At 60.3% G+C, this 18,003-nt stretch carries 15 protein-coding genes; 8 read left to right on the top strand and 7 right to left on the bottom strand.

Going from position 1 to position 18,003, the window contains the following annotated elements; all coding sequences use genetic code 11:
• Positions 1–59: 59 nt before the first annotated feature.
• Together AC1RMF_RS15545 and AC1RMF_RS15540 are read right to left on the bottom strand one after the other, a co-directional pair.
• Complete coding sequence (locus AC1RMF_RS15545; protein WP_342620235.1) at positions 60–908, bottom strand: carbon-nitrogen hydrolase family protein; 849 nt, start codon at positions 906–908, stop codon at positions 60–62.
• Positions 908–2,572: a flavin monoamine oxidase family protein gene (locus tag AC1RMF_RS15540; RefSeq protein WP_342620234.1), complete on the bottom strand. Its 1,665-nt coding sequence runs from the start codon at positions 2,570–2,572 to the stop codon at positions 908–910. The genes AC1RMF_RS15545 and AC1RMF_RS15540 overlap by 1 nt, the downstream gene beginning before the upstream one ends.
• Positions 2,573–2,769: 197 nt before the next feature.
• Between AC1RMF_RS15540 and AC1RMF_RS15535 the strand changes: the two genes are divergently transcribed.
• On the top strand, positions 2,770–3,255 hold the full coding sequence (locus AC1RMF_RS15535; protein ID WP_342620233.1) for an Lrp/AsnC family transcriptional regulator: 486 nt from the start codon (positions 2,770–2,772) through the stop codon (positions 3,253–3,255).
• Positions 3,256–3,276: 21 nt separating this feature from the next.
• Here AC1RMF_RS15535 and AC1RMF_RS15530 read toward each other — a convergent pair whose 3' ends face one another.
• Together AC1RMF_RS15530 and gorA are read right to left on the bottom strand one after the other, a co-directional pair.
• On the bottom strand, positions 3,277–4,305 hold the full coding sequence (locus AC1RMF_RS15530; RefSeq protein WP_342620232.1) for a zinc-binding dehydrogenase: 1,029 nt from the start codon (positions 4,303–4,305) through the stop codon (positions 3,277–3,279).
• A 31-nt stretch (positions 4,306–4,336) separates the two neighbouring features.
• Positions 4,337–5,701, bottom strand: coding sequence for a glutathione-disulfide reductase (gorA, locus tag AC1RMF_RS15525; RefSeq protein WP_342620231.1), 1,365 nt, complete (start codon positions 5,699–5,701; stop codon positions 4,337–4,339).
• Between the two features lie 89 nt (positions 5,702–5,790).
• Here gorA and AC1RMF_RS15520 point away from each other — a divergent pair, with 89 nt between their 5' ends.
• Positions 5,791–7,140, top strand: coding sequence for a glutamine synthetase family protein (locus tag AC1RMF_RS15520; RefSeq protein WP_493142529.1), 1,350 nt, complete (start codon positions 5,791–5,793; stop codon positions 7,138–7,140).
• Here the strand turns inward: AC1RMF_RS15520 and pip are convergent.
• The gene (gene pip / locus AC1RMF_RS15515; protein ID WP_342620229.1) at positions 7,126–8,100 is read right to left on the bottom strand and encodes a prolyl aminopeptidase; all 975 of its coding nucleotides are present in this window, start codon (positions 8,098–8,100) and stop codon (positions 7,126–7,128) included. The genes AC1RMF_RS15520 and pip overlap by 15 nt on opposite strands.
• Before the next feature lie 167 nt (positions 8,101–8,267).
• On the opposite strand from pip, the gene AC1RMF_RS15510 reads away from it, so the two are divergent.
• From AC1RMF_RS15510 to AC1RMF_RS15485, 6 genes are all read left to right on the top strand, one after another.
• Entirely contained in the window at positions 8,268–8,750 is a 483-nt protein-coding gene (locus tag AC1RMF_RS15510; protein WP_342620228.1) for a rubrerythrin family protein, read from the top strand.
• A gap of 51 nt (positions 8,751–8,801) precedes the next feature.
• The gene (locus AC1RMF_RS15505) at positions 8,802–8,966 is read left to right on the top strand and encodes a rubredoxin (protein ID WP_342620227.1); all 165 of its coding nucleotides are present in this window, start codon (positions 8,802–8,804) and stop codon (positions 8,964–8,966) included.
• Between the two features lie 2 nt (positions 8,967–8,968).
• Positions 8,969–10,240, top strand: coding sequence for an FAD-dependent oxidoreductase (locus tag AC1RMF_RS15500; RefSeq protein WP_342620226.1), 1,272 nt, complete (start codon positions 8,969–8,971; stop codon positions 10,238–10,240).
• 95 nt (positions 10,241–10,335) lie between these two features.
• Positions 10,336–12,696, top strand: a complete 2,361-nt coding sequence (locus tag AC1RMF_RS15495) for an NADP-dependent malic enzyme (protein ID WP_342620225.1) — start codon at positions 10,336–10,338, stop codon at positions 12,694–12,696.
• Positions 12,697–12,895: 199 nt separating this feature from the next.
• Positions 12,896–13,240 (top strand): guanyl-specific ribonuclease, encoded by a 345-nt coding sequence (locus tag AC1RMF_RS15490; protein WP_446738032.1) that lies wholly within the window; start codon positions 12,896–12,898, stop codon positions 13,238–13,240.
• A 35-nt stretch (positions 13,241–13,275) separates the two neighbouring features.
• Complete coding sequence (locus AC1RMF_RS15485; RefSeq protein ID WP_342620224.1) at positions 13,276–13,677, top strand: barstar family protein; 402 nt, start codon at positions 13,276–13,278, stop codon at positions 13,675–13,677.
• 266 nt (positions 13,678–13,943) lie between these two features.
• Here AC1RMF_RS15485 and AC1RMF_RS15480 read toward each other — a convergent pair whose 3' ends face one another.
• Both AC1RMF_RS15480 and AC1RMF_RS15475 read right to left on the bottom strand, forming a co-directional pair.
• Positions 13,944–17,063 (bottom strand): PAS domain S-box protein, encoded by a 3,120-nt coding sequence (locus AC1RMF_RS15480; RefSeq protein ID WP_342620223.1) that lies wholly within the window; start codon positions 17,061–17,063, stop codon positions 13,944–13,946.
• A gap of 13 nt (positions 17,064–17,076) precedes the next feature.
• The gene (locus tag AC1RMF_RS15475; protein ID WP_493142527.1) at positions 17,077–17,931 is read right to left on the bottom strand and encodes a phosphate/phosphite/phosphonate ABC transporter substrate-binding protein; all 855 of its coding nucleotides are present in this window, start codon (positions 17,929–17,931) and stop codon (positions 17,077–17,079) included.
• Between the last annotated feature and the right edge of the window lie 72 nt (positions 17,932–18,003).

Here is an 18,003-nt window from a genome sequence, read left to right as displayed (position 1 = left end):
AAACCGGACGGGCATCAGTAGTTTGCCCAAGCTGACCAGGCCGTGCCCGCACGGCCCGTCTACTGGTTCATCGCGGACCCAAGCATGTATGCGCGCATCTCTTGCAGATGCGTTTGTTGAAGTCTCGCGTCGTTCAGCTCGGCGGGTTGTAGTACCGCGACGAGCAGCGTTTCATCCCGTTTTGCCTTGGCTAGTGGCCGGCCCAAAGCATCGACAATGGAACTGAGTCCGCCGTAGCGCAAGCTCCCTTCAGGCCCACAGTAGTTGGCGTACGCCACAACCATCTGGTTTTCAAAGGCCCGCGTGGGCACCAGGGTGTCGGGCACAAAGTCGTAGCGGTCCATGTTTGCGGTTGGCACCAGGACGCAGTCCGCACCCGCCAACGCCAGGCGGCGCGTGTTCTCGGGGAACTCGATGTCATAGCAAATCAGCAAACCCATTTTCCAGCCGTTGAGCTCCCCCAGCTGGAGGTTCGATGGGTCAGCCACACCTGCGCTGAACTGGCTGCGATCCAGTGCTCCGTACAGATGCGTCTTTCGATAGTTCAGGACCACCTCACCCTTGCCATCAATCCACTGTGCGGCATTGAATACACGGTCGGTCGAATCGCGCTCGGGATATCCAAATACGATGGCAATGCCGACCGAGCGGGCAATCTGCGCCACGGCGTGGCGATAGGCGCCTTCCGAGCTCTGCGCCAAGGCCCGAACCGCGCTGGCGCCAATGCTGTAGCCCGTGACAAACATCTCGGGAAACAGCACCACTTCGGCACCGCGCGTGCGCGCCTGCCCAGCAACGCGTTCCATGCGCTCCAGGTTGGCAGCAACGTCCAGCGGTCGGGACTGGCACTGGTACACGGCCAGCGTGAGCGGACTGCGTACTTGGTCGGGGAGTTCAGCGGCGCTCATCAGTCTTCCAGTTTCAATGGTCCGATGGCGTCGAACACATCGCCCGGGCCTGGGTTTACCGGGTGCGTGCTGCCGCCCAGGTGGTGCAGGATACCCCACACGGCATTGAGTGAGGTCTGCACCGCGCCCTCCACCCAGGCAGGCGTCCAGGACACGTCGTCACCCGCAATGAAGATGCCCTTCTGCGCTTCGGGGAATTGGTCCTGCATGAAGTGCGAATACATGCGCTGGTTGTAGCGGTAGTGACCCGGCAGCGCCCCTTTGAAGGCCCCCAGAAAATGGGGATCTGCCTCCCAGGAGACACAGATGGGATCACCAATGATGTGGCTGGCGATATCCACTTTCGGGTAGATTTGCTTCAGGGCCTTGAGCGCCAGACGAACACGCTTGTCCACTGATTGCGGCAGCATCTTCAGGGCGTCACCCATCCATGCGTAGGAGAGGCATATGACACCGGGCTTGTCAGGGCCGTTGTCAAACAGATAAGTGCCGCGTGTGAGGCGATCGGTCAGAGTCATGCTCATGACGTCACGCCCGGTTTGCGGATCCTTGTCTTTCCAGAACGGACGGTCCACCATCACAAACGTTTTGCTTGATTGCATATAGCGGGTACGGTCCAGTGCCATCCACATTTTTTGCGAGAACAACGCCTCATCGCACGCAATCTGCGTCGTCAGCAACCAGCTTTGGCAGGTAGTCAGTACAGCGGCGTAGCGCCGTTGGGTGCCCCAGGTGTCTGTTACCACCAGTTGGCCGTCGCTGTCTCGCACGATCCCGGTCACACCGGGGCGCGTCGCTCCAGCATGCAGGCGTTCCAGCGTGGTGCCCAGAGGCCAGTGGACCAATCGTTCAGGAGCGTGGCGCCACAGGCCATGGGGCACCTGCTCGGAGCCGCCCACAATCAGGTGCTGGTTGTCGTCGCAGCTGGTGATAACCACACGCAAGATCTCCAGCATGGAGTTGGGGAAATCGGAGTCCCATCCGCCGGTGCCGAACCCCACCTGCCCGAACACCTCCCGGTGCGCAAAACTGAGCTTGGAGAAGGCACTGGAGGTGGCCACGAAGTCGTAAAAAGTGCGGTCATCCCAGAGTGGCACCAACACGTTCCATAGTGCCTTGAGGGCAGGGACATCACGTTCCCGTATGGCGCGCTGCATGTCGCTGAAGCGGGCATCGGTCTCCAGTGCCTCGGCCCAGGCATTCGCTACCTCTTGAAACAAGGGCGGCAGGTCCTGGAGCGACTCGGCATAGTGCGTATTTCCCTCCAGGTCGATGACCGTGCTGCCCGACGCCGGTGTGAGCGGGTTGGGGAAGGGTCGTGTCTTCAGGCCGAGTGTGTGGACGTAATGAAAGAAGGCCGTCCCCGATAACGGAAAGCGCATGCCGCCCAATTCAGCCACCACATCGTGCGTGCCTTCAAAACGCTGGGACCGCAGCCTGCCGCCCATTCGCGAGGCCTCGTATATGACGGGTTTGAGGCCCAGTTTCATCAGTTCATAGGCAGCCACCATGCCCGCCATCCCTGCACCCACGATGGCAACCTCTTGGCCATACCGAGCGGCGGGTATTTGGCCAAGCCCTGCCGGATGGGAAATCCAGTCATCAAATGCGAATGGAAAGTCCGGACCGAACTGCGTGACGGGCTTGGGGGTATCAATAGGCATGGGCAATACTTGTTGGGATGTAGGTGAACGACTGGGCCTGGCATCGCATGCGCAAGCTCCGCCTTGAACTTGAGTTTAGGGAGGTACCCAGCCGTTGGAAACATCCAATATGACTGATGCACTGTCGCCAAATCAGGCATATTGATTCATCATCAGTCATATTGACTGATGACCCCCTGTCATCTCACAATGGTCCGATGAAATCGACGTCTTCCAAACGCATGTCTCCAACCGCTCCTGATTTGCCCCCACTGGATTCTCTGGATCGCCAGATCATTGAGTTGCTGAAGGTGAATGCGCGCTTGCCAGTCATCAAGTTGGCCAAGGCCCTGGGCTGTGCACGCAGCACGGCGCAATTGCGCATCAAGGCACTGGAAGATGCAGGCGTGATTTCCGGCTACACCGTGAGCGTGACCGTTCCGCGCGCAACACCCGGCATACGGGCCATGGTGCTGATCACCATCGACTCCAGGCATGAGTCCGAGGTGGTGCGTGCGCTCTCGAGGCGACACGAAATCACCAAGCTGTATACGGTGAGTGGCCGCTACGATTACTGCGCACTGTTGACGACGGAGTCCACGCAGGAGTTGGACGCCCTGATGGACAAGGTGCGCGCCATCAAAGGCGTTGCGACGGCATTCTCGACCATTTTGTTGTCCACCAAATTGGATCGACCCGACTAGGTAGAGGGTGTCCAGGCGGCCTCAGGGAATCAGCACCAGATTGCCGGTGTGGCGTTTCTCCAGAAACGCCTGCTGCGCTAGCGCCATGTCCTGCAAGGCGAAGGTGGCAGCTACCACTGGACGGATTTCATTGCGCTCCACATAGCCGACCAGGTTGGGAAACACCGCCTCGTCCCAAGCGGTGGAGCCGATCAGGGTGATGTCGCGCAAGTAGAGCGATCGCATGTCCAGCGCCACGTCGGCGCCGGCAATGGCACCGGATGTCACGTAGCGACCGCCCCGGCGCAACGCCTTCAGCAGCGCGGCAAAGCCCGAGCCAACGACGTTGTCCACCACCAGGTCGGGGGCCTGCAGTTGGGCAAAGGCGGCAGCGCCGTCCTCGCGGCACAGCACGTTGTCGGCACCCAGCGCGGCGACCTGTTCACGCTTGTCGCGGCTGGTGATGGCGGTGACCACCGCGCCGCGGCGCTTGGCCAGTTGCACAGCTGCCGAACCCACTCCGCCGGAGGCGCCGGTGACCCAGACCTGTTCATCCACCCCCAGGTGCGCGCGCTCCAGCATGTTTTCCGCGGTGCCCCAGGCGCAGGGCAGAGAGGCCAGTTCCGCATCCGTCCAATCGGAATGAACGGCGAAGACTTCAGTGGCCGGCACTTTCACGTATTGAGCGAAGGCTCCGTCAAAGTCGGTGCCCAGCCAGCGCGTGTCCATGGAGCCAAAGCCTGCGGTGCGCATGCAGCTGCGCACCAGCACGCGCTGACCTGGCACCTGGCTGATCACATCCGGCGCCATGGCCACCACGCGGCCACAACAATCGGCACCCTGGATCAAGGGGAAGGGTGTGGCGCTATTCCAGCCCGCTCCGTACCAGCCCACGCGGGTATTGATATCGGTGTTGTTGATTCCTGCGGCCAGTACCTGCAGCAGCACTTCGCCGGCCTGCAGTGTCGGCACAGGTACTTCTCGGTAGACCAACTGGTCGTATCCGCCCTGACCAACGGTGACCATGGCCATCATGGAAGCAGGCAGGTGATCGCTGGAACGGGTGGACATGCTGAGGGGGAGCCTGGTTTGTCTGCGACGTCTACAGGTTGTGCCGCACGGTGGCCGTACGCATGGTCACCAGCTCTTCCGCCGCCGTAGGGTGTACCGCCAGCGTGGCATCAAAGGCGCTCTTGGTGGCACCCAGTTGCAGCGTCACACCCACCAATTGCGCCAGCTCGCCCGAATCCGGTCCTACCGCATGGAAGCCCAGCACGCGGTCGGTATCGCGGTCCACCAGCAGCTTCATGAAGACGCGGGATGCGTGGCCCGACAGCGTGGCCTTCATCGGCCGGAAGGTGGTGCGGTACACATCCAGATGCGGATACTGTTGCAGTGCCTGTGCTTCGGTCAGTCCCACCACACCGGCCTCCGGCGTGGTGAACACGGCGCTGGGAATCAGCGTGTGGTCCACGCCGCGCGGCGTCTTGCCGAACACGGTGTCGGCAAAAGCATGGCCTTCGCGGATGGCCATGGGCGTGAGGTTGACGCGGTTGGTGACATCCCCCACCGCATGGATGTGCGGCACCGAGGTTTGGGAAAGCCCCTCCACCCGCACCGCGCCCTTGGCATCCAGTGCCACGCCGGCTTCCTGCAGACCCAGTCCGGCGGTGTTGGGCGTACGCCCGACAGCACGCAACACGCAGTCGGCATCCAGTGTCTGCCCGTCGTCCAGTGTGACCTGCAGTCCCGCGCCCTGGCGGCTGATTGCAGCGAAGGTACGACCGAACAGAAAGCGGATACCGATGGCGGCGAGCTCGTTGGACAGGTGTGCGCGCAACTCGTCATCAAAGCCGCGCAGGATCTGTTCCCCTCGCAGCACCACGCTGACCTCTGATCCCAGCCGGCGCAGCACACAGGCCAGCTCCAGAGCAATGTAGCCTGCGCCCTGGACCACCACCTGCTTGGGTAGTTGTTCCAGTTCGAAAAAGCCGTTGGAGTCGATGCTCAGCTCCAAACCTGGTATGGCCGGGCCCGTTTCCGGCCTGGCGCCGGTGGCCACCAGAATAGTCTTGCCCTGCAGCAGCGTTCCATCGGTGAGGCGCACCACATGCGACTCCTGCAGCACGGCACGGCTGTCGAAGAGGGTGACACCGGCCGCCAACAGGTTGCTGCGGTACACGCTTTCCAGGCGGGCCACTTCGCGGTCGCGGTTGGCCTTGAGTGTGGCCCAGTCGAAGTGGCTCTGGCCTACGGTCCAGCCAAAGCCGTGCGCTTCTTCGAACTCCTGGGCAAAGCGCGAGGCATACACCATGAGTTTCTTGGGCACGCAGCCACGGATCACGCAAGTGCCGCCCAGGCGGTACTCCTCTACCAGTGCCACTTTGGCACCGTGGCCCGCGGCAATGCGCGCCGCCCGCACGCCACCGGAGCCGCCACCGATCACGACCAAGTCAAATTGCTGCATGTGTTTCACCCCAAGTGGACCCTTCGGGGCCCAAGCGCTTGCGCGAGAATGGCTTGGAGACTGATGTCCCCATCCCTTCGCATTTCACCATGACCCACAACAACCGCGCCGAACTGCAGGCCTTTTTCGACCAACACGGCATCCGCGATGTCGAGTGCATTTTTCCGGACGTGTCGGGCTATCCGCGCGGCAAGCTCATGCCCGCACACAGCTTTGCTGCAGGCAATGAGTTGCGTATCGCGCAGGCCATTCCCATGCAGTGCGTAACCGGCGACTACTCCTACGACCCGATCTTCCCGGATGCCGACCCCGACGTGCGCCTGGTGCCGGACTACCGCACGCTCAAGCTGTCGCCCTGGTCCAGCGTTCCACGCGCCTTTACCATCCACGACTGTGTGGAACTCAATGGCGAGCCCTGCGCATTTTCGGCGCGCTCGCTGCTGGAAACCGTGGTGGCGCGCTACACCGCACAGGGCCTCACGCCCGTGGTGGCGCCTGAGATCGAGTTCTACCTGACCGCACCGTGTATGGACCCGGCCGTGCCCCTGACACCGCCGCAGGCGCGCAATGGCCGTGCCGAAGCCGGCCAGTCGGCCTTCAGCATGAACATGCTCAACGAGCTGGCCCCGTTCTGGGACGCATTCCGCAAGGCCCTGGAGGGCCTGGGCATCCAGGCCGACACCTGGATCCATGAAGTGGGCACCAGCCAGTACGAGATCAACCTGATGCACGGCGACCCGCTGGCGGTGGCCGACCAAGCCTTTTTGTTCAAGTACGCGGCCAAGGAAATTGCCATCCAGCACGGGCTCAATGCCGTGTTTATGGCCAAGCCGATTGCCGGTGACCAGGGCAGCTCCATGCACCTGCACCAGAGCGTGGTGGACAGTGCCGGGCGCAATATCTTCAGTGCGGAAGACGGCAGCGAGACGGCAGCCTTTGGACACTTCATTGCGGGGCTGCAAACCTACGGCCCGGACCTGATGCTGGTGTTCGCGCCCTTCGTGAATTCCTACCGCCGCTTCATCGCCGGCACGCAGGCGCCCGTCAACCTGGCCTGGGGCTATGACAACCGCACCGCCGGCCTGCGCATTCCCAAGAGTGGCCCGGCCGCACGCCGGGTGGAAAACCGCATTGCCGGCGCGGATGCCAACCCGTATCTGGCCATTGCCGCCTCGCTGGCAGCCGGTCTGGCTGGCATAAACGAAAAGCTGCATCCCTCAGCGCCGCTGGAAGAAGGCAGCAACGCTTTGGGCAAATCCCACGGACTGGAGCGCAGCTTCCTGCCCGCGCATGAGCGCATGTCAAACAGTGCGTCGGCGCGCGCCCTGCTGGGCGACGCTTTTGTCACCGGCTACTGTGGGGTAAAGGCGGTGGAATACGACAGCTATTTGCACGAGATCAGCGCCTGGGAGCGGCGCTTCCTGCTACCGCAGGTCTAGGTTGCCGTGCTTGAACTGCTCGGTGGCACGCACCAGCAGCCGGCTGATGCCGGGTTCAAACGCACCGTGCCCCGCGTCAGGGACGATGTGGAAACCAGCCTCAGGCCAAGCCTGGTGCAGCCGCCAGGCTGAGAGCGGCGGGCAGATCACGTCATAGCGCCCCTGCACGATGATGCAGGGCAGATGGCGGATGCGGTCTACATTGCGGATGAGCTGGTCTTCCGACAGGAAGGCACCGTGCGTGAAGTAGTGCGCTTCCAGACGGCCCACCCCCAAGGCGACCGACTCGGAGCCGAACTCCTCCTCCACCGTCGGGTTGGGCAGCAAGTTGATGGTGCTGCCTTCATAGCGGCCCCAGGCTTGCGCAGCGGCCACTCCCGCAGCGCGGTCATCTCCAAACAGCTTTTTGCAGAAGGCGGGCAACAGGTCACCGCGGTCCGCCTCGGCAATCGGCGCCACAAAACGCTCGTGCGCATCGGGGAAGAACCAGCGGATACCGTTGAGAAACCAGTCCACCTCGGCGGGCGTGCAGAGAAAGATGCCACGCAGGATGAAGCCGCTGCAGCGCTCGGAGTGCGCCTGCCCATAGGCCAGTGCCAGAGTGGAGCCCCAGGAACCGCCGAACACCAGCCACTGCTGCACGCCCAGCATCTCGCGGATGCGCTCGATGTCGGCAATCAGCAGTTGCGTGGTGTTGTTGCGGGTCTCGCCCAATGGCGTGGATTGCCCGGCGCCACGCTGGTCAAACAGCACGATGCGGTAATAGGCCGGGTCGAAAAACTGGCGGTGCTTGGGCGAGAGCCCGGCGCCCGGTCCACCATGCAGGAACAGTACCGGCACTCCGTTCGGGTTGCCGCATTCCTCCCAGTACAGGGTGTGGATCTCATCCACTGCCAACATGCCGCTGCCATGGGGTTGCAAAGGGGGAAACAGGGTGGGTTGATCGGCAGAGTTGGTCATGGCTGGGAACGGAAATTGCGGTGGATGCCCATTGTGCAGCCGTCCGACGATTGTTTCTATTAATCAAATAGGAACAATCGATTGCCCTATTTTTAGTTAAAAGCTAAACTTGACCACAAGTTGATAGAAGCCTTCTACCGATTCATCCAAACCCCAAGGAGCTGACCATGTCCCAAGCACAACGCCCGGAAATCAAGACCATTGCCAACCTCGAAGCGGCTTTTGCCGGTGAGTCGATGGCGCATATCAAGTACCGCTACTTTGCCAAGCTGGCGCGCGAAGCCGGTGATGAAGAGACGGCCCGCACCTTTGAAGAGACCGCTGACCAGGAAGTGATGCACGCCTTCGGCCACTTGGACCTGCTCTACCCCAAGGCGACCATGACCCCGGCCAAGGCACTGCAGATAGCCATTGACGGTGAAACCTACGAGTACACCGAGATGTACCCCACCTTCCGCAAGACCGCCGAAGCCGAGGGCAACGCCGCAGCCGTGACCGAAATGGACGAGCAGATTGAAGAAAGCAAGGTCCACGCAGCCCAGTTCAAGGCCACGCTGGAAAAGGCCCAGAAGCGCTTTGCCGCATTGGCCAAGGTAGAAGAGCGTCATGCCAACCACTACAAGGCTCAGCTTGCCAAGGTGAGCGCCTGAGTTTCCAGCCCCCTATTCCATCCACGTTTAAACTTTGAAAGACTGAACTCCATGAAAACCTATATCTGCATCGTTTGCGGCTTTGTGTACGACGAACAGGCGGGCCGCCCCGAAGACGGCATTGCGCCCGGCACCTTGTGGGCTGATGTTCCCGACAGCTGGGCCTGCCCGGACTGTGGCGTGGCCAAGGCCGACTTCGAAGTCACGGAGATCTGAGCATGACCATGGAGCCGCGCACCCCCGTCCCGGTAACCTCTGCGCAACCTGCAGCGGAAGTGGTGGTCGCCCCTCTGGTGGTGATCGGTGCCGGTTTGGCCGGCTGGACTACCGTGCGCGAGTTCCGCAAGCTTGATACCGCAACGCCGGTTGTGGTGGTCACTGCGGACAGCGGTGACTTTTATGCCAAGCCATCGCTTTCCAACGCGATGGCGCAAAAGCGGGCGCCCCATCAGATGGTCACCACGCCCGCCGCCAAGATGGCCGAGACGTTGAACGTCACGCTGCTCGCCTTCAGCACGGTGCAAGCCATCGAAACCAAGTCGCGCACCTTGACCCTGCGGTCGCCGCACGGTGTGCAGACCCTGCGTTTTGGACGACTGGTATTGGCCACCGGCGCCCAACCGATTCGCGCACCGCTGCAGGGCAAAGCGGCAGAGCGTGTGCGCAGCGTGAATTCACTGGATGACTTCGCGCTTTTCCACAAGGAGCTGCAGGGCGCTTCTGCAGCACCAGGCCAGGACGGATTGCCCAAACCCCAAACCGTGTTGGTCATTGGAGCCGGGCTGATCGGATGTGAGTTTGCCAACGATTTGGTACTAGGTGGCCATAGCGTCCAGGTGGTAGACCCATCGACACGGCCACTCGCGTCACTACTACCTGAGCAAGCCGGTCTGCAACTCAAGGACGCGTTGCAGGCATTGGGCGTGCATTGGCACTTCGGCACGACGGTGCGGACCGTGGATGAGGCGCCCGATGGTCGCCTTGACGTTAGCCTGGCCAATGGGTCCGTATTGCGGGTCGATACCGTTTTGAGTGCCATCGGGCTGCGCGCGCAAACCGATCTGGCCAGCGCCGCGGGCATCGCCTGCGAGCGCGGCATTGTGGTGGATGCACAGCTACAGACCTCTGTCGACGGCGTGTACGCGCTGGGTGATGGCGCGCAATATGCCTCTGCTGGCGCACGCACATTGCCATTTGTGATGCCCATCATGGGTGCGGCCAAGGCGCTGGCCGCTACGCTGGCCGGCACGCCGACCGACCTGGTGTTTCCGCTGATGCCGGTTTCCATCAAGACGCCAGCGCTGCCCATCGTGGTGTGCGCACCGCACCCGCAAACGGCGGGCGGCTGGGTGGCCGATGGCAGTGGCGAGACCGGCGCCTGGCGCTTCCTGGATGATCAAGGCGTGCAGAGGGGCTTTGTGCTGACTGGCAAGAGTGGTGCGCGGCGCATGGAGCTAGCCCAGGAGACGGTATTGCAGGCGGCGCCCTGATCCGGATCAAACCGCTTTCCGCACAGGTCTACAATCGCCCGACACCCACAGGGGCCCGCGCCTTTCTTGCCCGCCCCGACGAACAAGGACGCACAATGACCCAGGACTCCTCCGCCGGCTCTCACAGCCCCAGTTCCTCCAACACACTCGATAAGCGCGCCGAACTGCGCCGCGCTGCCCTGGAATACCACCAGTTCCCCACACCCGGCAAAATCGCTATTGCAGCCACCAAGCAACTGGTCAACCAGCACGACTTGGCGCTGGCTTATTCACCCGGTGTTGCCGCACCTTGCGAAGAAATCGTCAAGGACCCCAACAACGCCTTCAAGTACACCAGCCGCGGCAACTTGGTTGCCGTGATCACCAACGGCACGGCTGTGCTGGGCCTGGGTGATATCGGGCCGCTGGCTGCCAAGCCGGTGATGGAAGGCAAGGGCGTGCTGTTCAAGAAGTTCGCCGGCATCGACGTGTTCGACATCGAGATCGACGAAAAGAAGGACCTGGACAAGCTAGTCGACATCATTGCCTCGCTGGAACCTACGTTTGGCGGCATCAACCTCGAAGATATCAAGGCGCCGGACTGCTTCTACGTGGAACGCAAGCTGCGCGAGCGCATGAAGATCCCGGTGTTCCATGACGACCAGCACGGCACTGCCATCTGCGTAGGTGCAGCCATCCTCAACGGTCTGAAAGTGGTTGGTAAGGATCCCAAGAAGGTCAAGCTGGTCACCTCCGGTGCGGGTGCGGCGGCCCTGGCCTGCCTGGGACTGCTGGTGAAGCTAGGCATTCCGCGCGAAAACATCTACGTAACCGACCTGGCTGGCGTGGTCTACGAAGGACGTACCGAGCTGATGGATGACGACAAGGCCTTTTTCGCCCAAAAGACCGACGCGCGCACGCTGCGCGAAATTATCAATGGCGCCGACGTGTTCCTGGGCTTGTCCGCCGGCGGTGTACTCAAGGCAGACATGGTGAAGTCCATGGCCGCTAAACCACTCATTTTTGCGCTGGCCAACCCCACGCCGGAAATCCTGCCGGAAGAAGTCAAGGCCGTGCGCGACGACGCCGTCATGGCCACGGGCCGCACCGATTACCCCAACCAGGTCAACAATGTCCTGTGCTTCCCCTATATCTTCCGCGGTGCGCTGGATGCAGGCGCATCCACCATCACGGTGGAGATGGAAATTGCCGCAGTCCATGCCATTGCCGAACTGGCACAGGCGGAACAAAGCGAAGTCGTTGCGGCGGCCTACGCCGGTGAGCAACTGGCCTTTGGCCCCGAATATCTGATCCCCAAGCCGTTTGATCCGCGTCTGATGATGAAGATCGCTCCGGCTGTGGCCAAGGCTGCCGCCGACAGCGGTGTGGCCTTGCGCCCGATTGCGGACCTGGATGCCTACCGCGAGAAATTGCAGACCTTCGTTTACGCTTCCGGCACCACCATGAAGCCCATCTTCAATGCGGCCCGCAAGGCACTCAAGAAGCGCGTGGCCTATGCCGAGGGCGAAGACGAGCGCGTACTGCGCGCCGCCCAGATCGTGGTGGATGAAGGTCTTGCACTGCCGACCCTGATTGGCCGACCAGCGGTGATTGCCGAACGCATTGAAAAGTTCGGTCTTCGCCTCAAGGAAGGTGTGGACTACAGCGTGGTGAATGTGGAGCAGGACCACCGTTATCGCGACTTCTGGCAGACCTACCACCGCATGACGGAACGCAAAGGCATTACCGTGCAGGTGGCAAAGATTGAAATGCGTCGCCGCCTGAGTCTGATTGGCGCCATGTTGCTGCACAAGGGCGACGTGGACGGCCTGATCTGCGGCACCTGGGGGCGCACGGCGCTCCACCTGGAATACATCGACCAGGTCATTGGCAATCGCACCGATGCCAAGGGCGCGCCTGGCGGGGACTGCGCCATCTATGCCTGCATGAACGGTCTCATGCTGCCCGGACGCCAAGTGTTCCTGGTGGATACGCACGTCAACTACGACCCCACTGCCCAGGAATTGGCCCGTATCACCGTGATGGCGGCAGAAGAAATGATGCGCTTTGGCATCAAGCCCAAGGCAGCACTCTTGAGCCACTCCAACTTTGGCAGCAGCAATGAACCCAGCGCGGTCAAGATGCGCCAAACGCTGGCTCTACTGCAGCAGCAGGCGCCCTGGCTGGAGGTGGACGGTGAAATGCATGGCGACGTGGCCTTGGACGGCGATGCGCGCAAGGCACTGATGCCCCGCAGCACGCTGCAGGGCGACGCCAATCTGCTGGTGCTTCCCAATATCGACGCGGCCAATATTGCATACAACCTGCTCAAGACGGCGGCGGGCGGAAACATCGCTATCGGGCCGGTTTTGCTCGGAGCGGCCAAACCGGTGCATATTTTGACTGCAAGCACCACGGTAAGGCGCATCGTAAATATGACGGCGCTGACCATCGCAGATGCAAATGCTGTCCGCTAAGGCCTATACGCTTAGTTAGTACATACTTCTTTACTTTTATTAGCCAAAGGCCTTGCCTCTTAACTGGGCAAGGCCTTGCTTTTTTGGGCCGGATGGACGACACTACGGGCCTTGAGATATCGGGTTTACCCGAACCTTGTTACAGGAATTTCAGGTGGGCACCAACTGGTTTAAGTTAGTACTTACTGGCCTATTGTTGATTAGTTCACTAGGCAGTGAAAATGTAGCAGCGAGAACCACCACAGCGGTACCGGAAGTTGGAGCGATTGCGCTGGGCGAGCTGCCACCGCAAGGCCAGGAGACATACCGCTTGATACGCCAGGGTGGCCCTTTTCCGTTTGACAAGGACGGCGTCGTGTTTGGAAACCGGGAGCGTCTGCTGCCTATCAGCAAGCGCGGTTATTACCGGGAGTACACCGTCAAAACCCCAGGGTCTCGGGACCGGGGAGTCAGAAGAATTGTATGCGGTGGCCCTGCCACCCAGCCGAATGCCTGTTATTACTCGGCCGATCACTACGCGAACTTCCGCAGGATCGAGCCTTGAATTTTTATTTTGTACTTTGAGAAAGTGAATCGGGGATGGATACGCCACTTCGAACCGTAAGAACCAATATCGTTCAGTCGATACGCGCCTTCAGGGTGCAGGATTTGCAGGAAGCTGCCCAGGCTCTGGGTCACCACTTTCTGTACGCCAACCTGGCCAATGCACAGTCCAAGCAGGATGTGCTGGACATGATCAGCCAGCAGTTCATTCTCTCAACGCAGGTCAGCAAGAATTTTGATGCCCTGTATGACAGCATGACCGATCCGGTGCATAAATCGGGCCCGCAGCCCGGCTTCATCGCCGTGCTGGAGCATATTCCTGCCAACGCCAAATTTGACAAGGAGGCACGCGAGCAACTGCTCGACATCTTCCGCGACACGGCGGACTACTGGGGAGACCGGAAGATACCCTTCCGATGCTTCTATTCTTTTCTGTAGCCCGTTCTGCACAAAATAGCCAAGCAGAACGGGCTAACGAGGCAAACAGCGGAGCTGCTACAGAAGTGGTAGTTACTGCAGAGGCGCTCACGGAAACCGGCGAGAAGATGCCCACAGACAAGCTGTTGGACGTTTCCCCACTGGCTCTACGCATGAGCAGCCCATTCAACGCAGGATATTGGCTGGCAGCTGCCTGATCCTTTTTTGCGTTGAAATAGACCAAGGCCCGTGTAGCAGCGGGCCTTTGTTTTTGGCCCTTCAGCGCATTAATCCGTATTCACTGGAGCCCATCGCTCCAGTTTGGCCAGCAGTGCAGCCGCATTGAAGGGCTTGGCCAAATGGTCGTCCATGCCAGCGTCCAGACAGGCCTGCCGATCAGATTCCATGGCATTGGCAGTCATGGCCACTATGGGTGTCCTTGTACCTGCTGGCTCCTCCGCCCGAATCAGGCGGGTGGCTTCCAGGCCACCCATGACGGGCATTTGCATGTCCATCAGCACAATGTCCCAACCCCGGCTACCGAACAGGTCCACCGCTTCTTGACCATTGTGGGCCAGGACCACCGTATGGCCCCATTTCTTGAGCAGTGTCGTGGCCAGCATCTGGTTGATCGGGTGGTCCTCCACCAGAAGCACTTGCAAGGACTTGGACGGCTGTGGCGCCGCCATGGCGATCTGGGTGGTGGCACTGGGCACAGGGGACGCACTTTGCACCTGCAATGTGAAGTGGAAGGTGCTGCCCTGGCCTTCTGAGCTTTCGAGCCAGATCCGCCCCCCCATCAATTCCACGAGACGTGCGCAAATGGTCAGCCCCAACCCCGTTCCACCAAAACGCCGCGTGGTGGAGGTGTCGGCCTGGCTGAACGCTTCAAACACGTCCTTTTGTTTGTCTACAGCAATGCCAATGCCCGTATCCCGAACCGAGAATTGCAGCTTGAAGCCAAGCGCTTCCCCAACACAACCCACATGGACGTAAACGCCACCCTTGCTGGTGAATTTGATGGCGTTGTCACACAGATTGGTCAGTACCTGGCCAAGGCGCACCGGGTCTCCCACGACCTCATCGGGCAGATCAGGTTGCAGTGTGCTCTGCAGCTCCAGGCCTTTCTGCATCGCCCGGCTGCGCAGAGTCTTCAGTGTCTCTTCTATGGTTTGCCGCAGGGAAAACCGCACCGCCTCGATATTGAGTTTGCCCGCCTCGATCTTGGAAAAATCCAGCACGTCATTGAGGATGACCATTAAGGACTGCGCCGAGCTTTTGACGATCTGCAGGTACTCCCGCTGTGCAGGGCTTTGCACCAGGTCCAGCGCCAGATCGGTCATGCCGATGACGCCATTCATGGGGGTGCGGATTTCATGGCTCATATTGGCCAGGAAGTCGCTCTTGGCTTGGCTGGCAGCCTCGGCGCTGCGCTTGGCGTCGCGCAGCTCCTGCTCAATCCGATTCTTCTCGGTGATATCCAGAATCGTTCCGACCAGGCCTGTCACTTTGCCATCCACATCCGTCAGCGGCGCCTTCCAGTAAAGCCCCTCGCGCAACTCCCCGGTCCTACGGTTGCGAAAGGTTGCCTCATAAGTTTGTACCGCACCGGACTCAAACAACTCCTGGTCCTTGGCGCGCATCAGCTCTGCGACTTCTCCAGGTACGAGTTCGAATACCGAGCGCCCAATCCACTCGGTGCGGTCAATGCCAAACAACGTTTCAAACGCCTTGTTGAAGCGCAGGTAATGTCCTTGGCGATCCTTGAGGTAGATGGCCGTGGGCGTTGCCTCCAGCAATACTTCCACAAATCGCAACTGCTCGGCCAACCGGGCTTCCATGGTCTTGCGCACGGTAATGTCCGTGCGAATGGCAATGTATTGCTCCGGCAATCCATCCGCGCCCATGAGGGGCACAACCGTTGCATCAACCCAGTACCGCGCACCTGACTTGCTGCGGTTGCATATCTCGCCATGCCACACCTGGCCATGACTGATGGTGATCCACATATGGGCAAAAAAGTCCGCAGAGTGATGACCGGAGTTGACGATGCGGTGGTTCTGGCCCACGAGTTCGGCTTCTGAATAGCCGCTGATTTCCGAGAACTTGCCATTGGCATACGTGATATTGCCCTGCAGATCGGTGATGCTGACGATGGCATGCTGGTCCAGCGCAAACTTCTGGTTGGTCAGCGCACGCCGACCGAGTTCACGCTCACGCATCAGTGTGACAACCCGATTGATCAGCGTGTCTAGGTCATCCACGTCCAGTGGAACGGTGCCGCTGTCGGGCTCCACTTCCAGCGTACTCAATATCTGCCGCAACGAATCCAGTGCCCGCTGGCGCATTTGCAGCTCGTTGCGCAGGCGCAGGTCCAGCGCGTGCTGGCGCGTGACATCGCGAAAGGTCAATACATGGCCCGCAATGACATTGCTGCTGGAGAAGATGGTGGACATGGTGGTGTCCAGAATGACGCGCTGACCCGCAGGGCCTGTGACCTCGAGTCGCCGTACCTTCCAGTGCATGGGTTCGGCATCTTCGCTGAAGGCAGTGGGAAGCATCTTCTGCACATCCCTTCCCGCCAGATTTTGCCCGCCAAGGCCCAGCATCTGGTCCGCAGCTGGATTGGAATACACCAGCTTGTAGTCCGCATCGGTACGCAAGACGCCATCGGTAATCGCGTTGAGCGTCACTTCCGCCTCTTCGCGTTGCGCAGAGAGCCGACCCGCAGCGCGGTTGATGATGTCAATGGTGTGGCGGATTTCCACCGGGGCATCGGAATCCAGCAAGGCCCGGATGTCGATGCTTCCAGCCAGGATCTCACTTTCATGCGAGCGCACACGGTCAAAGTTGCCCAGCCAGCGCTTCAGAGGAATGCGTATCAGCACCACCCCCACCAACAGGGCGACAAGTGACACCAGCGCGGTGTAAATGGTCACGCGCCACAGCTCGGAGGCGATCTGCGTTTCGTCAAAACTCAGGCGCAGAACACCGTAGTCCTTGCCACCCACACGGATGTTCTCGTTGATGTCAAACAGACGCCCCGAGACCAGATTCACCAGCCATGTCGGTGGCGTGGCCCAGATGCGGGCGTGGTGATTGGCAGTGAGTACACCGCCCTTGGTATCAATGAACTGCGCCTTGTCGAAGTTCGATTGCGAAATGGCGCGCTCCAAGGTCTTGGCAATGGTGTCGTAATCGCCGATGATGGCACTGTCGCCAATGGTTTGCGCTGCCACATTCACCATCATCTCGCCTGCCAGCAACTGGTCTTCCATCTGCTGCACGAATTGATAGCGGTAAAAGATTGCCAGCCCCGCAATCACGAAGAGCAGCAGGGACACCACGTACAGCGAAAAAACCCGTCCCACCAAGGACTGCGGGAGAAAACGCTGCAATACCGTCATGGATGCGGCCTATTCAGTGCAGGGATACGGGTGCGCTCTGGTAGAAGCGCTTGTAGGCTGCGTAGTCGGCCGCGCTGGCGGCCACAAAATATGCGTCGTTGGGCAGTCCAACCTCCTTGGACGCCTGATGCAGGATGTCGCGCCCTTTGGGGTCCTTGTACATGTCAATGAACGCTGCAGCCACCTTGCGCACATCCGCCTCGGGTACTTTGCTGGATGCCATCAGCGCCAGATCCTGAAAGGGCTCGGAACTCCAAAGAACACGGAACTTCTTTCCTTCGCGCCGGGAATAGCCGTCCACCAGTTGTGAATTGCCGCCACTGGCAACCACCTTGCCAGCAAACAACTGGGCGAAGGCGGCATTCTGATTGCCTGCAAAAACCACTTTCACGTCAACATTCTTGGAGAGCAGGTACGCGTAGGGTACTTTGTAGATGATGAAGGCCTCGGGCCCTGCAAAGGCGACTTCCTGCCCCTTGAGCTGCGCAATGTCGGTAATGGGAGAGTCTGCTGGCACTACTATCTGCCCTTGCACGGTAGGTGTGTTGCGGCGGCCAAATACCTTCCAGTCCAACTGCTCGCGCTCCGGACTGAACAAATGGTTGCTGAAGACAAACTCCACCTCCTTGGCCAGAACAAAGCTTGTGGTGTCAGCCGAGGTACGCCCGATTTTCAGATTGAGTTTGACACCGCTCTTTTCTGAAACGTACGCAATGATGGGATTCCAATACGCCGCGGTGAGGTTGATGTCGTATTGGTTGACGGGCGAAAAGTTGTAGCTGGGCGGCTCTGCATGCGCTCCCCCACTCATCAAACCCAGAAAAATCGCGAGCGCCGCCGCCAGCAGCGCGTTGAGCCTCTTCTTCATGGGTATCCCCTTATCTTGCATATGGTCTGGTGCGGCGAACTGCGCGCACCATCATAAAACAGCCAATGCAGA

The organism is Rhodoferax sp. GW822-FHT04A08, assembly GCF_058801025.1.
This window is presented reverse-complemented; position numbering and strand designations above follow the sequence as displayed.